Annotated in this window: 14 protein-coding genes and 1 riboswitch; of the genes, 9 read left to right on the top strand and 5 right to left on the bottom strand. The window is 73.5% G+C overall.

Features of this window, described 5'->3' with window-relative positions; all coding sequences use genetic code 11:
- Nucleotides 1–90 precede the first annotated feature (90 nt).
- The 5 genes from HGAM_RS19110 (at nucleotide 91) to HGAM_RS12055 (ending at nucleotide 4,176) form a co-directional block, all read left to right on the top strand.
- Nucleotides 91–552 (top strand): FHA domain-containing protein, encoded by a 462-nt coding sequence (locus HGAM_RS19110; protein ID WP_019145759.1) that lies wholly within the window; start codon nucleotides 91–93, stop codon nucleotides 550–552.
- Complete coding sequence (gene ftsR, locus HGAM_RS12070) at nucleotides 549–1,262, top strand: transcriptional regulator FtsR (RefSeq protein ID WP_019145758.1); 714 nt, start codon at nucleotides 549–551, stop codon at nucleotides 1,260–1,262. The genes HGAM_RS19110 and ftsR overlap by 4 nt, the downstream gene beginning before the upstream one ends.
- Nucleotides 1,263–1,267: 5 nt before the next feature.
- The gene (locus tag HGAM_RS12065; RefSeq protein ID WP_019145757.1) at nucleotides 1,268–1,732 is read left to right on the top strand and encodes a bifunctional nuclease family protein; all 465 of its coding nucleotides are present in this window, start codon (nucleotides 1,268–1,270) and stop codon (nucleotides 1,730–1,732) included.
- A 62-nt stretch (nucleotides 1,733–1,794) separates the two neighbouring features.
- Nucleotides 1,795–3,432, top strand: coding sequence for a RecQ family ATP-dependent DNA helicase (locus tag HGAM_RS19105; RefSeq protein ID WP_019145756.1), 1,638 nt, complete (start codon nucleotides 1,795–1,797; stop codon nucleotides 3,430–3,432).
- Nucleotides 3,433–3,585: 153 nt separating this feature from the next.
- Nucleotides 3,586–4,176 (top strand): MerR family transcriptional regulator, encoded by a 591-nt coding sequence (locus HGAM_RS12055; protein ID WP_019145755.1) that lies wholly within the window; start codon nucleotides 3,586–3,588, stop codon nucleotides 4,174–4,176.
- Here the strand turns inward: HGAM_RS12055 and HGAM_RS12050 are convergent.
- A complete protein-coding gene (locus tag HGAM_RS12050; RefSeq protein WP_019145754.1) occupies nucleotides 4,173–4,949 on the bottom strand; it encodes an SDR family NAD(P)-dependent oxidoreductase in 777 nt (258 codons plus the stop codon). The genes HGAM_RS12055 and HGAM_RS12050 overlap by 4 nt on opposite strands.
- A 103-nt stretch (nucleotides 4,950–5,052) precedes the next feature.
- A riboswitch (glycine riboswitch) is annotated at nucleotides 5,053–5,138 on the top strand.
- Nucleotides 5,139–5,207: 69 nt separating this feature from the next.
- On the opposite strand from HGAM_RS12050, the gene gcvP reads away from it, so the two are divergent.
- Entirely contained in the window at nucleotides 5,208–8,027 is a 2,820-nt protein-coding gene (gene gcvP, locus HGAM_RS12045; protein WP_019145753.1) for an aminomethyl-transferring glycine dehydrogenase, read from the top strand.
- A 3-nt stretch (nucleotides 8,028–8,030) separates the two neighbouring features.
- On the opposite strand, the gene HGAM_RS12040 is transcribed toward gcvP, so the two are convergent.
- The gene (locus HGAM_RS12040; RefSeq protein ID WP_038951787.1) at nucleotides 8,031–8,771 is read right to left on the bottom strand and encodes an alpha/beta fold hydrolase; all 741 of its coding nucleotides are present in this window, start codon (nucleotides 8,769–8,771) and stop codon (nucleotides 8,031–8,033) included.
- Between the two features lie 106 nt (nucleotides 8,772–8,877).
- Between HGAM_RS12040 and HGAM_RS12035 the strand changes: the two genes are divergently transcribed.
- From HGAM_RS12035 to HGAM_RS12025, 3 genes are read left to right on the top strand one after another with little or no spacing between them, the layout of a single operon-like run.
- Nucleotides 8,878–9,243, top strand: a complete 366-nt coding sequence (locus HGAM_RS12035) for a hypothetical protein (RefSeq protein ID WP_019145751.1) — start codon at nucleotides 8,878–8,880, stop codon at nucleotides 9,241–9,243.
- Nucleotides 9,236–9,634 (top strand): hypothetical protein, encoded by a 399-nt coding sequence (locus tag HGAM_RS12030; protein WP_019145750.1) that lies wholly within the window; start codon nucleotides 9,236–9,238, stop codon nucleotides 9,632–9,634. The genes HGAM_RS12035 and HGAM_RS12030 overlap by 8 nt, the downstream gene beginning before the upstream one ends.
- A gap of 40 nt (nucleotides 9,635–9,674) precedes the next feature.
- The gene (locus HGAM_RS12025) at nucleotides 9,675–10,151 is read left to right on the top strand and encodes an SRPBCC family protein (protein ID WP_019145749.1); all 477 of its coding nucleotides are present in this window, start codon (nucleotides 9,675–9,677) and stop codon (nucleotides 10,149–10,151) included.
- Nucleotides 10,152–10,280: 129 nt separating this feature from the next.
- Here the strand turns inward: HGAM_RS12025 and cobA are convergent, their stop codons facing one another.
- The 3 genes from cobA to cysD are packed head-to-tail and all read right to left on the bottom strand — an operon-like array spanning nucleotide 10,281 to nucleotide 13,677.
- Nucleotides 10,281–11,483 (bottom strand): uroporphyrinogen-III C-methyltransferase, encoded by a 1,203-nt coding sequence (gene cobA, locus HGAM_RS19100; RefSeq protein ID WP_019145748.1) that lies wholly within the window; start codon nucleotides 11,481–11,483, stop codon nucleotides 10,281–10,283.
- Complete coding sequence (locus HGAM_RS12015) at nucleotides 11,483–12,766, bottom strand: sulfate adenylyltransferase subunit 1 (protein WP_019145747.1); 1,284 nt, start codon at nucleotides 12,764–12,766, stop codon at nucleotides 11,483–11,485. The genes cobA and HGAM_RS12015 overlap by 1 nt, the downstream gene beginning before the upstream one ends.
- Nucleotides 12,766–13,677, bottom strand: coding sequence for a sulfate adenylyltransferase subunit CysD (gene cysD / locus HGAM_RS12010; protein WP_019145746.1), 912 nt, complete (start codon nucleotides 13,675–13,677; stop codon nucleotides 12,766–12,768). Before cysD ends, HGAM_RS12015 begins: the two co-directional genes overlap by 1 nt.
- Between the last annotated feature and the right edge of the window lie 3 nt (nucleotides 13,678–13,680).

The raw sequence follows: 13,680 nt of genomic DNA, 5'->3' as shown, positions 1-13,680 counted from the left end.
CACCAACGGGCAGCGCCGGCCGGACCGTCACTGGTAGGTTGGAGCTCAACACTCACCCTTCCCTTGACGGCAAGCTTCAGGAGGCGAGCGATGTCCTCGGACACGGACGGACCGGTCGAGAACCCCGGGGCCGAGGAGAGCGACGTCGAGAAGACGTCGACCATCTCGGTGCGCGGCATCGAGGTCGACACCGAGGAGATGTCGACCGACGACGTCGCCGCGGTCGAGGGCCTGCCGGAGGGCAGCGCGCTGCTGCTCGTGCAGCGCGGACCGGGAGCCGGTGCCCGGTTCCTGCTCGACAGCGAGACGGTCACGGTGGGCCGTCACCCCGACAGCGACATCTTCCTGGACGACATCACCGTGTCGCGCCGGCACGCGACGTTCGCCCAGGTCGACGGCGGCTACCAGGTCAGCGACCTGGGCAGCCTCAACGGCACCTACGTCAACCGTGACCGCATCGACGGTGACATCGCGCTGAGCAACGGCGACGAGGTGCAGATCGGCAAGTACCGCCTGATCTACGTCGCGTCGGTCGGGGGAGCCTCGGTGTGACCGAGACGTTCGCCGAGCTCCCGCGGCTCGGGATCGGCAAGGTCCTGGACGAGCTCCTGCCGGAGTTCCCGGACCTGACGATCACCAAGATCCGCTACCTGGAGTCCCAGGGACTGATCGAGCCCGAGCGCACGCCGTCCGGGTACCGCAAGTTCACCTACGGCGACGTCGAGCGGCTCCGCTTCGTGCTGCGCAAGCAGCGCGACGACTTCTGGCCGCTCAGCCACATCCGCCAGGTGCTGGACGACATGGACCACGGCGTGGTCCCGCCCACCGAGCTGGGCGAGACGGTCGCCGTCCCGCACCTGAAGCTGGCCGACGACGGCCTGCCCAGCGCCGAGACGTTCTCGGGCCGGCGCAGCCAGGTGCGGCTGTCGCGCGAGGAGCTGCTGGCCTCGGCCCGCATCTCCGAGGAGATGCTGGACGCCGCCGAGCAGTTCGGCCTGGTGCGTCGCACCAACCGCGCCTACTACGACGGCCACGCGCTGCAGGTCGCCGCGCTGGTGGCCGAGTTCACCGCGCTCGGCGTCGAGCCGCGGCACCTGCGCATCTTCCGCCAGGCGGTCGACCGCGAGATCGGCCTGTTCGACCAGGTCGTCGAGCCGCGACGCCGCTCCGAGGATCCCGCGCAGGCCGCGCAGGCGGTGGCCGAGCTGGCCGCGCTCGCGGTGCGCCTGCACACCGTGATGCTCCAGGACGGGCTGGGCTGAGTCCCATGCGCGAGGTCGAGGTCGTCGGCGTCCGGGTCGAGATGCCCTCCAGCCAGCCGCTCGTCCTGCTCCGCGAGGCCGAGGGCAGCCGCTACCTGCCGATCTGGATCGGCGCGGTCGAGGCCACCGCCATCGCGTACGCCCACCAGGGCACCGAGTCGCCGCGCCCGCTCACCCACGAGCTGATGGCCACGCTGGTCGAGGCGCTCGGCGACGAGCTGACCGAGGTGCGCATCGTCGACGTGCGCGACAACGTCTTCTACGCCGAGCTGGTGTTCGCCTCCGGCGTGCAGGTCAGCGCCCGGCCGTCCGACTCGATCGCCCTGGCGCTGCGCTCGGGCACCCGCATCGTGTGCGCCGAGGACGTCCTCGACGCCGCGTCCATCTCCACGTCCCAGGACGAGGACGAGGAGATCGAGAAGTTCCGCGAGTTCCTCGACGAGATCGAGCCCGAGGACTTCGACCGCTAGGGGATTCGGCTCCAGCCGACGGGGTACCAGTGCTCCGCCGCCCCCAGCGAAGGAGCCCCCGCTTGTCCCGGAACGACCCCGTCGAGACCGCCGCCGCCGACGTCCTGCCCGAGGGCACGTCCTTGCGGCCCGAGCAGCGCGAGGCCATCGAGGCGGTGCTGCAGGCCGACACCATCGCGGTGCTGGCCACCGGCTCCGGCAAGACCTTCGTGTACGTCGTGGCCGGGCGCCTGCTCGGCGGGCTCACCGTCGTCGTGTCACCGACGATCGCGCTGCAGGCCGACCAGGTCGCCGCGCTCCACGAGGCCGGCCTGCGCGCCGAGACCTGCAACAGCAGCCGCACGGCCGCCCGCCGCCGCCGGGTGCTGGAGCAGGCCGCGGCCGGCGAGCTGGACGTCGTCCTGCTCGCGCCCGAGCAGCTGGCCGACGACGACGTGGTCGCCGCGCTCGCCGAGGCCCGTCCGGTGCTCTTCGTCGTGGACGAGGCGCACTGCGTCTCGGCATGGGGCGTCGACTTCCGGCCCGACTACCTGGCCCTCGGCCCCGTCGTGGAGGCGCTCGGTCGGCCGCGGGTGCTCGCGCTCACCGCGACCGCGCCGCCCGAGCTGCGCCGGCTCATCGCCCGCAACCTGGGCATGCGCGACGTGCGCACCGTGGTCGGTGCGGCGGACCGCCCCGAGATCCACCTGTCGGCCCACGTCGTCCGCGACGAGGACGCCGTCGCCGCCCGCGTGCAGGAGCTGCTGGACGAGGACGCGTCCGGCGGCTCGCGGCTCGTGTACGTCGCCACCCGGCGGCGGGCCGAGGAGCTCGCCGCGCAGCTGGCCGAGGCCGGCGTCGAGGCCGTGGCCTACCACGGCGCGATGAAGCGGGCCGAGCGCGACCGTGTGCACGTCGGCTTCCGTGCCGGGACGTTGCGCACCGTCGTGGCGACGTCCGCCTTCGGGCTGGGCGTCGACCAGCCCGACGTCCGGCTGGTGGTCCACGCCGACCCGCCGGACACCCTCGACGAGTACTGGCAGGAGGCCGGGCGCGCCGGGCGCGACGGCGAGCTCGCCAGCGCGGTGCTGCTCTCGCGGCCCGACGGCTACGGGCTGCGCCGCTTCTTCGCCGCGTCGGCCGGCGCCTCCGAGAACGACCTGCGGGCCGTCGTGGACGCGCTCGGCGACGCCTCGGAGCCGTTGCGCCCGGCCGCCGTCGCCCGGGCCGCGGGGTTGTCGCCGGCGCGGAGCCGGCGCGCGCTCAACGTGCTGGTGCGGACCGGCGCGGTGCGCGAGTCGGGTCCGGGTGCCCGGCTGCGGCCCGGGCCGGGACGTGAGCAGCGCGTCGCCGCCGCGGTGGACTGGGTCGAGCGCGTCCGCGTCCGTCAGGAGACGGGTGTCGACCTCGTCCGCCGCTACGCCGAGACGACCGACTGCCGCCGCCGGCTCGTGCTCGAGCTGCTGGGGGAGTCGCACCCCGAGCCCTGCGGACGCTGCGACTCGTGCGACGCCGGCACGTCCGAGCCGGCCGTCACGCGGCCCTACCCGATCGGCACCCGGGTCGAGCACGAGGAGTGGGGCACGGGTCAGGCCGTGCAGTACGAGGCCGACCGGGTGGTGGTGCTCTTCGACCGGGCGGGCTACCGCACGCTCGACCTCGACACGGTGCGCGAGCACCACCTGCTGGACGTCGTGGGGACGCCGTCCACCGGGGGGTGAGAGGGGCCGGGGAAAGGCCGACGCGCCGCGCCGGGTGTCGGTCGTTGACCGGGGTAACCCTCACCTTTACCTTGAGACCTGCTGGCGATGACTACACGCGTGGGATTCGTCGCGGTACGCTTCCCCCTAGACCGCACCCGGAAGGTCCCATCGATGATCACGCCCCACGACGACGTCCCGCAGGACGACACCGCGCAGGTCGCGGCCCAGGCCGGCGACCAGGGCCTGCTGTTCGACGACGACCTCGCTCCCGTCCCCGACGACACCGGGTTCCGTGGACCGACCGCGTGCAACGCCGCCGGCATCACCTACCGCCAGCTCGACTACTGGGCGCGCACCGGGCTCGTCGAGCCCTCGGTCCGCTCGGCGACGGGCTCGGGCACGCAGCGGCTGTACTCCTTCAAGGACATCCTGCTGCTCAAGATCATCAAGCGGCTGCTCGAGGCGGGCGTCTCGCTGCAGCAGATCCGCACCGCGATCGACCACCTGCGTGAGCGGGGCACCGACGACCTCACCCAGGTCACGCTCATGAGCGACGGCGCCAGCGTCTACGAGTGCCGCTCGGCCGACGAGGTCATCGACCTGCTGCGCGGCGGCCAGGGCGTCTTCGGCATCGCCATCGGCGGTGTCTGGAAGGAGATCGAAGGCTCGCTCCACGAGCTGCCCAGCGAGCGTGCGGTCTCGGCCGAGCAGCACGCCAGCGACGAGCTCGCGGCACGCCGCCGGGCTCGTCAGATCGGCTAGTCCTTCCGCTCGTTCAGGTGGCCGTGCAGCCGGGCCTTCACCGGGTCCGGCGCCACCTTCACCGCTTGGCGCTGCAGCTTGTTGCGCGTGCCGGTGACCACCTCGTGCTTGCCGGCCATCAGTGCCTCGAAGCCGGCCCGCGCCACCATGGCCGGGTCGTCCTTCGTCCCCTGGTCGACGCGCGTGCCCTCCAGCCCGGCGCGCTCAAAGAACTCCGTGTCGGTCGGCCCGGGCAGCAGCGCCGTCACGCTCACCCCGTGCTCGGCCAGCTCCACCCGCAGGGCCTCGCTCAACGACTGCACGAACGCCTTGGAAGCGGCGTACGTCGCGTTGTAGGGCCCGGGCATCTGCGAGGCGATCGACGACGTGAACAGGATCCGGCCGCCGCGGTTGGCCACCATCGAGCGTGACACCGCCTTGGCCAGGTGCACGGTGGACGCGACGTTGAGCCCCACCAGGCGCAGGTCGGCGTCCAGCGACGTCTCGACGAACGGACCGCCCACGCCGATCCCCGCGTTGAGCGCTGCGACCCCGAGCGGCCGGCGCAGCGCGTCCAGCCACGCCACGAGGTCCTCGTTGCCCTGACGCGTCGCCAGGTCGGTGACGAACGCCTGCGCGCCGTCGCCGAGCTCGGCCGCGACGTCGTGGATGCGCGGCTCCTCGGCGACGACGACCAGGTCGAAGCCGTTGGCCTTGATGACGCGGGCCAGCTCCAGGCCGATGCCGGACGAGGCGCCGGTCACCAGGGCGAAGGGGCGGTCGTGGTCGGTCATGGTTCCTCCTCGGGGTCGGACAGGACGTACCCAGCGACGCGCGTCCGTACCGCGGCCGCGTGACGGACGTCTCGGCCCGGTGTTGCTAGGCTGGCCGCGCTGATCACCACGCAGGGGAGAGACCGCTCAGGCGGCGCCGAAGGGGCAATTCCTCCCGGAACTCTCAGGCACCCGGACCCCGCGTGACAGGCAGTCCTGGAACCGCGCGCGGCGACAGGAGGGGAGGGCGTTCCGGCCCCGACCCTCAGGAGCACGTCCGTGACCTTCGCCGCCCGCCACATCGGCCCGACCGCCGCCGAGCAGGACGAGATGCTCGCCGCCGTCGGCTACCCCACGCTCGACGCGCTCATGGCCGCCGCCGTGCCCGAGGGCATCCGCACCGCCGCCTCGATGGGCCTGCCGGACGCCGTCGACGAGGCCGCCGCGCTGGCCGGCCTGCGCGACCTGGCCGCCCGCAACAACCCGGGCGTCGCCATGATCGGCCTCGGCTACCACCCGACCACGACGCCGGCCGTCATCCGCCGCAACGTGCTCGAGGACCCGTCCTGGTACACGGCGTACACGCCGTACCAGCCCGAGATCAGCCAGGGCCGGCTCGAGGCGCTGCTCAACTTCCAGACGATGGTGGGCGACCTGACCGGCCTGCCGACGGCCAACTCGTCGCTGCTCGACGAGGGCACGGCGGCGGCCGAGGCGATGACGCTGGTGCGCCGCGCCGTGCGTGGTCGCGACACCGCACCCGTGGTCGTCGACACCGGCCTGCACCCGCAGACGTTGGCCGTGGTGCAGACCCGGGCCGAGGCGCTGGGCATCGAGCTCGTCGAGGCCGACCTGCGCGACGGCCTGCCGGTCGACGACTGCAGCGGCACGATCATCGCCTACCCGCGCAGCGACGGCGCCGTGACCGACCCGCGCGCCGTGGTCGAGGCGACCCACGCCGCCGGTGGCCTCGCGGTCGTCGTCGCCGACCCGCTCGCGCTCGTCCTGCTCACCTCGCCCGGCGAGCTCGGGGCCGACGTCGCGGTCGGCTCGACCCAGCGCTTCGGCGTCCCGATGTTCTACGGCGGCCCGCACGCGGGCTACATGGCCGTGCGCGAGGGCCTGGAGCGGCACCTGCCGGGCCGCCTGGTCGGCGTCTCGGTGGACGCCCAGGGACGTCCGGCCTACCGCCTGGCCCTGCAGACCCGCGAGCAGCACATCCGGCGCGAGAAGGCCACGTCGAACATCTGCACCGCGCAGGTGCTGCTGGCCGTCGCCGCCTCGATGTACGCGGTGCACCACGGTGCCGAGGGCCTGCGTGAGATCGCCCAGCGCGTCCACGACCGCGCGACGTCGCTGGCCGCCGGCCTGCGCGCCGGGGACGTCGACGTCCTGCACGAGCAGTTCTTCGACACCGTCACGGCCCGGGTGCCGGGCCGGGCCGACGACGTCGTGGCCCGCGCGCGCCTGGCCGGCATCCACCTGCGCCGGGTCGACGCCGACACCGTCGGCGTCACGACGTCGGAGGTCACGACCGCCGCGCACGTCGAGGCGGTGCTCGAGGCGTTCGGCGTCGACGCGTCCGCCCCCGAGGGCGTCCGGGCGCTGCCCGAGGACCTGCTGCGCGGCGACGAGATCCTCACCCACCCGGTGTTCTCGCAGCACCGCAGCGAGACCCAGCTGCTGCGCTACCTGAAGAAGCTCAGCGACCGCGACTACGCGCTCGACCGCGGCATGATCCCGCTCGGCTCGTGCACGATGAAGCTCAACGCCGCCGCCGAGATGGAGCCGATCAGCTACCCCGGCTTCGCCGACCTGCACCCGTTCGTGCCGGCCGAGGACGCCGCCGGCATGATCGAGCTGGTCGGGACGCTCGAGCAGTGGCTCGCGAACGTCACCGGCTACGCGGCTGTCTCGATCCAGCCCAACGCCGGCTCGCAGGGCGAGCTCGCCGGGCTGCTGGCCATCCGCGCCTACCACCGCAGCCGCGACGACGAGGGCCGCACGGTCTGCCTGATCCCCAGCTCGGCGCACGGCACCAACGCCGCGTCGGCCGTCATGGCTGGCATGCGGGTGGTCGTCGTGAAGTCGACCGAGCGGGGCGAGGTCGACCTGGACGACCTGCGCGCCCAGTGCGAGAAGCACGCCGACGACCTCGCGGCCATCATGGTCACCTACCCGTCGACCCACGGCGTGTACGAGCACGGCATCACCGAGCTGTGCGACGTCGTGCACGAGCACGGTGGCCAGGTGTACGTCGACGGCGCCAACCTCAACGCGCTGGTCGGCCACGCGCTGCCCGGCGAGTTCGGCGGCGACGTCTCGCACCTGAACCTGCACAAGACCTTCTGCATCCCGCACGGCGGCGGCGGCCCGGGCGTCGGCCCGGTCGCGGTGGCCGAGCACCTGCGCCCGTTCCTGCCCACGCACCCGCTGCACCCGGACCCGGCCCGCCGCGAGGGCGTCGGCGCGATCAGCGCGGCGCCGTTCGGCTCGGCCGGCATCCTGCCCATCCCGTACGCGTACGTGCAGATGATGGGTGCCGAGGGCCTCACCCGGGCCACGTCCGTGGCGGTGCTGAGCGCGAACTACGTCGCGGCGCGGCTGAAGGGCGCGTTCGAGGTGCTCTACGCCGGCGAGCACGGCCTCGTCGCGCACGAGTGCATCCTGGACGTCCGCCCGTTGAGCAAGGCGTCCGGCACGAGCGTCGACGACGTCGCCAAGCGGCTCATCGACTACGGCTTCCACGCCCCGACGATGAGCTTCCCGGTGGCGGGCACGCTCATGGTCGAGCCGACCGAGTCCGAGGACCTGGCCGAGCTGGACCGCTTCGTCGACGCCATGCTGGCCATCCGCAGCGAGATCGACGCCGTCGCGGCGGGGGAGTACCCCGAGGGTGACAACCCCCTGGCCAACGCCCCGCACACCGCGCGCGAGCTGCTGGAGTGGTCGCACGCCTACTCGGTGGCCACCGGTGTGTTCCCCTCGGGCAGCACCGACGACAAGTACTGGCCGCCGGTCGCGCGCATCGACCAGGCCTACGGCGACCGCAACCTGGTCTGCGCCTGCCCGCCGCTGGAGGCGTTCGCCGACGCGTGAGGGCTACCGGTCCTTCCACCAGGTGAGGACGCGCTCGACCACCGGCGCCGGGCTGCGCACCCAGTGCAGGTGGTCGGTCGTGGCGCCCTCGGGCGCCGCGTCCTGCGTGTAGACCCAGCGCTCCATCGCCTGGGGCTCGACGAACCGCTCGCCGAACCACTTGGTCGCGGCCGAGACGGCGTAGTGGTCGCGCTGCAGGTGCACCGCGAGCGTGGGCTGGCTGACCCGCCCCGGACCCCACGGCGGGGTGCCGCGCATCGAGAAGCGCGACCACTCGGCCATGAGGGTGCGGGCGCCGGGCGCGCCGAACAGCGGGGGAGCGACGAACCCGCGCACGGCGTTGCTCGCCCGCACGAGCGCGTTGAGCAGCAGGATGTGCGCGCCGCCGTGCGGGTACAGCCGGAAGTACGGGGCGCCGGCGCCGACCAGCACCAGGCCGTCCGCCGGGGTGCCGGTGAGCTGGTTGGCCACGGCCAGGTGGCCGCCGAGGCTGTGCCCGAGCAGCACGACGGGCCGGTCCGGGCGCTCGGCCCGGACGCGCTCGACCGCCCGCGCGACGTCGGCCGTCTCGTCCGCGTACGACCAGTCGTTCGTCCGCGAGGCCACCGGCTCGCCCTTGACGAAGCCACGGCGGGGCAGAGCCTCAGCCTCCCAGCCCCGCTCGGCGAACGCGGCGACGAGCGGACGGTAGAACGCCGCCGGCACGGCCATGGCAGGGCAGATCAGCACGATCGGGTCGGACATGCGGACCATCATGACAGCATCACTGTCAGCGTCCCACCCTGGCCGCCGCCCGGCCGAGAGGTGCGTGGGAGACTGGTCGGCGGTCAGGACGAGGAGCGGAGCACAGGTGAACGAGGTCGTCGGGTACGCGCTGGCGGTGGGCGCGCTGCTGGTGGGGGCGTGGGCCGTGGTGCTCATGGTGCGCGACCGCCAGGTCGACAACCCGTTCTTCTACGCCACCGCCGTGCTCGAGCTCCTGCTGGTCGGCGGGTTCGTGGCGGGCTGCGTCGCCCTGGCCGGCACGAGCCGCGACGTCGACGGCGTCCTGTTCGTCTCCTACTTCCTGGCCGCCGTGCTGGCCGTGCCCGTCGCGCTCGTGTGGGCGATCGCCGAGAAGTCCCGGTGGGGCACCGGCGTGCTCGTCGTGGCGATGCTGACCGTGGCGGTGCTCATGGTGCGCGTCGTCGACATCTGGACGGGCAGCTATGTCTGAGCCGACCACCGCCCACGAGACCTCGCACGGGTTCGGCCGGATGCTGGTGGCCGTCTACGCGGTCTTCGCGCTGGCCGCGACGGCGCGCTCGGCCTTCCAGCTGGCCACCGACTTCGACGCCGCGCCGGTCGCGTACCTGCTCTCCGCGGTCGCCGGCGTCGTCTACGTGCTGGCCACCGTGGCGCTCGCGCGGTCGAACCGGCGCCTCGCCCTGGTCACCATCGGCTTCGAGCTCGTCGGCGTGCTGACCGTCGGCGTCCTGTCGCTCGCGGACGCCGAGCTGTTCCCCGACGACTCCGTGTGGTCCGGGTTCGGTGCAGGCTACGGGTACGTGCCGCTGCTGCTGCCCCTCGTCGGGCTGTGGTGGCTGCGGCACACCGCACGCCGGTAGGAGCGTCCTGCCGCACCGCCACACGCACGGGGAGGCACGCATGTCCGAGGGCATCGCCCGGTACCAGCTGCACTCGCGCTGGCGCCTGCCCGCCGACGTCGACCACGCCTGGGACGTCGTGGAGTCGCTGCTCGCCTCCGACGACCCGTTCGCGTGGTGGAGCGCCGTCACCGTGGAGGGCCGTGACGCCGACGGCATCCACGTGGTGACCAGCAGCCGCCTGGGCTACGTGCTGCGCTTCGTCCTCGACGACGTGCAGGTGCAGCGTCCCGACCGGGTGACGGTGCGGGCGTCCGGCGACCTCCAGGGCCAGGGGATCGTGCGCATCCGCCCCGACGGGCCGTGCAGCGCGATCGAGGTCGACTGGGAGGTCGAGACCACGCGCCGGTGGATGCGCGTCGTCGGTCCCGTCGCCCGGCCGGCGTTCGTCGCCGCGCACGCCCAGGTGATGCGCCAGGGCCGCAAGGCGTTCGTCCGCTGGCTCTCGCCGCAGCTGCCCGTCGACGGCTGGGAGTAGCGCGACCCGTCGACCGGCTCAGGGATCGGGGACGGTCGGGGACCGGTCGACGCGCTCAGGGAGCCCAGGATCCGTTCCTCGAGCTTGTCGAGAGGACCCTTCGACAGGCTCAGGGGACGGTCGCCGGCCTCAGGGGGCGTCGGGCCAGGCGTGGGCGAGCCGCACGACGTCGCCGAGCACGGTGATCGCCGGTGCCCGACAGCCGACCCGCACGGCCTCGTCCGCGATCGTCTCCAGGGTGCCCACGGTGACCCGCTGCTGTGGCGTGGTGCCGCGCTCGACGACTGCGACCGGCGTCTGCGGCGAGCGTCCGGCGGCCACCAGGGCCGCGGCGCTCTCGCGCAGCCGGCGCACGCCCATGAGCAGCACGACGGTGTGCGAAGGCTCGACGGGCAGCGTGTCGAGCTCCTCGTGGCCGGTCAGGACGCTGAAGCCGTTGGCGACGCCACGGTGCGTGACCGGGATGCCCGCGGCCGCGCACACGGCGATCGCGCTCGTCACCCCGGGCACGACCTCCACCGGGACGCCCGCCGCCTCGCAGGCCTCGCGCTCCTCACCGCCGCGGCCGAAGACGTAGGGGTCGCCGCCCTTGAGCCGCACCACGACCTTGCCGGCCCGCGCCCGGTCGACGAGCAGCGCGTTGATCTGCTCCTGCGGCACCGGGTGGTGGTCGGGCTTCTTGCCGACGTCGATGACCTCGACGTCGGGATCGAGCTCGTCGAGCACGGTGTGCGGGGCGAGCCGGTCGACCACGACGACGTCCGCCTCGGCCAGCAGCCGCCGGCCGCGGGCGGTCAGCAGGCCGGGGTCGCCAGGACCGCCACCGACCAGCGCGACGCGACCACCGGGGTGGTGGGTGCGGTGGCGCAGCGGCAGCTCGCCGGCCTCGAGGGCGGTGGCGATCGCGTCGCGCAGCACGGCGGCCCGGCGGGCGTCGCCGCCGCCGCTCACCGCGACGACGACGTCGTCGACCCGCGACACGGCGGGCGTCCAGGCGGACGCACCGGCCGGGTCGCCGCCCTTGAGGCACCAGACGCGCGCGTCCTCGGCGTCGGCGGCCACACGGTCGTCCACGCCCGGCTCGGCGGTGGCGGTCTGCACGAGCCACGCCCCGTCGAGGTCACCGGTGCGGTAGGTGCGCTCGACCCACGTCACGTCGCCGCGCTCGACGCTCGCGCGCAGCGACTCCGAGAGCTCGGGCGACACGACCGTGACGAGGGCGCCGGCGTCGACGTAGCTGGCCGCCCGCCGGGTGGCGACGTGCCCGCCGCCGACGACGACGACCTTGCGGCCGGCCAGGCGCAGGCTCAGCGGCAGCGGCGGGTGGTCCATCAGCCGACGGGGGCCGCGTGCGCGAGCAGCGCGTCGCCGACCATGCCGGCGGCGAGCGTGTGGCCCTCCTGCGGGTCGACGACCAGGAACGCGCCGGTGCTGCGCGAGCGGGTGTACTGCTCGGCCGGCACCGCCTGGGCCAGGCGCAGGGTCACGTGCCCGATGTCGTTGAGGCCGAGCGTCGCGGCCGGCACCAGCGCCGCGGCGTCCAGGTCGAGCACGCCGTCGATGGTGCGGACGATCGCCTGGACGGTGCGGGTGCCGTGCTTGACGAGCACGCGGGCGCCGGGGTGCAGCGGGGCGTCGGACAGCCAGGCGAGCGTGCCCTCGACGTCCTGGGTCGCGACCGGAACGTCGTCGGACCCGGCGAGCAGGTCGCCGCGGGCGAGGTCGATGTCGTCGGCCAGGCGCAGCGTGACCGACTGCGGCGCGAACGCCTCGGTCAGCTCGCCGTCGGCGGTGTCGATGCCGACCACGGTGGACGTGCGTCCGCTCGGCAGCGCCGTGACCGGGTCGCCCACTCGCACGGTGCCGGACGCGACCTGGCCGGCGTAGCCGCGGTAGTCGCGGAACCGGTCGTCGGCGGCGCTCTGCGGGCGGATGACGAGCTGCACGGGGAACCGCAGCGGCTCGACGTCCGGGTCGCCGACGGGGGAGAGGGTCTCGAGCAGCTCCAGCAGCGTCGGCCCGTCGTACCAGGGCGTGCGCTCGGACGCGGTGACGACGTTGTCGCCCTCGAGCGCCGAGACCGGCACCGTGGTCACGTCGGCCAGGCCGAGGCCGCGTGCCGTCTGCCCCACCTGCTGGGAGACCGCGGCGTAGACGTCGCCGTCGAAGTCGACGAGGTCGATCTTGTTGACCACGACGACGACGTGTGGCACCCGCAGCAGCGACGCGACGGCCAGGTGGCGCCGGGTCTGCTCCTGCACGCCGTGGCGCACGTCCACCAGCAGCACGACGACGTCGGCCGTGCTCGCGCCGGTGACGGTGTTGCGGGTGTACTGCACGTGGCCGGGGCAGTCGGCCAGGATGAACGAGCGGTTCGCGGTGGCGAAGTAGCGGTAGGCGACGTCGATCGTGATGCCCTGTTCGCGCTCGGACCGCAGCCCGTCGGTGAGCAGCGCGAGGTCGGCGGTCGCGAGGCCGCGGTCGCGGCTGACGCGCTCGATCGAGTCGAACTGGTCGGCCAGGACCGACTTGGAGTCGAACAGCAGGCGTCCGACCAGCGTGGACTTGCCGTCGTCCACCGAGCCGGCCGTGGCCAGGCGCAGGAGCGTGCTCATCAGAAGTAGCCCTCCTTCTTGCGGTCCTCCATGGCGGCCTCGGACATCCGGTCGTCGGCGCGGGTCGCGCCGCGCTCGGTGACCCGGGTGGCCGCGACCTCGGTGACGACGTCGGCCACGGTGACCGCGTCGCTCTCGACGGCGCCGGTGCACGACATGTCACCGACAGTGCGGTAGCGCACCTGGCGGCGCTCGACCGGCTCGCCGTCGCGCGGCTGGGAGTGCTCGCCGACGGCCAGCAGCATGCCGTCGCGCTCGAACAGGTCGCGCTCGTGGGCGTAGTAGAGGCTCGGCAGGTCGATCTTCTCCTGCGCGATGTACTGCCAGACGTCCAGCTCGGTCCAGTTGCTCAGCGGGAAGACGCGCACGTGCTCGCCGGGGCGGTGGCGGCCGTTGTAGAGGTTCCACAGCTCGGGCCGCTGGTTGCGCGGGTCCCACTGGCCGAACTCGTCGCGCAGGCTGAACACCCTCTCCTTGGCCCGCGCCTTCTCCTCGTCGCGGCGGCCGCCGCCGAAGACGGCGTCGAAGCGGTGGCCGGCGATGGCGTCCAGCAGCGGCTGGGTCTGCAGCGGGTTGCGGGTGCCGTCGGCGCGCTCGCGCAGGCGTCCGTCGTCGATGTAGTCCTGGACGCTGGCGACCTCCAGGCGGATGCCCAGACGCTCGACCGTCGCGTCGCGGAACGCGAGCACCTCGGGGAAGTTGTGCCCGGTGTCGACGTGCAGCACGCCGAACGGCACCGGCGCGGGCCAGAACGCCTTGACGGCCAGGTGCAGCATGACCACGGAGTCCTTGCCGCCGCTGAACAGCAGGACGGGACGCTCGAACTCGGCGCCCACCTCGCGGATGATGTGGATCGCCTCGGACTCCAGCCACTGCAGCTGGGTCAGGCGACGCGTGTCGGTGTCGGTCATCGG

This window comes from Aeromicrobium massiliense JC14, assembly GCF_000312105.1.
In the GTDB taxonomy this organism is placed as follows: Bacteria; Actinomycetota; Actinomycetes; order Propionibacteriales; family Nocardioidaceae; genus Aeromicrobium; species Aeromicrobium massiliense.
The sequence above is the reverse complement of the archived record's forward strand: the minus strand, read 5'-3'. Positions and strand labels throughout refer to the sequence as shown.

Coding starts and splice junctions, on each gene's coding strand:
- HGAM_RS19110 (WP_019145759.1), top strand. CDS start 91: ATGTCCTCGGACACGGACGGACCGGTCGAGAACCCCGGGGCCGAGGAG.
- HGAM_RS12065 (WP_019145757.1), top strand. CDS start 1,268: ATGCGCGAGGTCGAGGTCGTCGGCGTCCGGGTCGAGATGCCCTCCAGC.
- HGAM_RS12055 (WP_019145755.1), top strand. CDS start 3,586: ATGATCACGCCCCACGACGACGTCCCGCAGGACGACACCGCGCAGGTC.
- HGAM_RS12050 (WP_019145754.1), bottom strand. CDS start 4,949: ATGACCGACCACGACCGCCCCTTCGCCCTGGTGACCGGCGCCTCGTCC.
- HGAM_RS12040 (WP_038951787.1), bottom strand. CDS start 8,771: ATGTCCGACCCGATCGTGCTGATCTGCCCTGCCATGGCCGTGCCGGCG.
- HGAM_RS12030 (WP_019145750.1), top strand. CDS start 9,236: ATGTCTGAGCCGACCACCGCCCACGAGACCTCGCACGGGTTCGGCCGG.
- HGAM_RS12025 (WP_019145749.1), top strand. CDS start 9,675: ATGTCCGAGGGCATCGCCCGGTACCAGCTGCACTCGCGCTGGCGCCTG.
- cobA (WP_019145748.1), bottom strand. CDS start 11,483: ATGGACCACCCGCCGCTGCCGCTGAGCCTGCGCCTGGCCGGCCGCAAG.
- HGAM_RS12015 (WP_019145747.1), bottom strand. CDS start 12,766: ATGAGCACGCTCCTGCGCCTGGCCACGGCCGGCTCGGTGGACGACGGC.
- cysD (WP_019145746.1), bottom strand. CDS start 13,677: ATGACCGACACCGACACGCGTCGCCTGACCCAGCTGCAGTGGCTGGAG.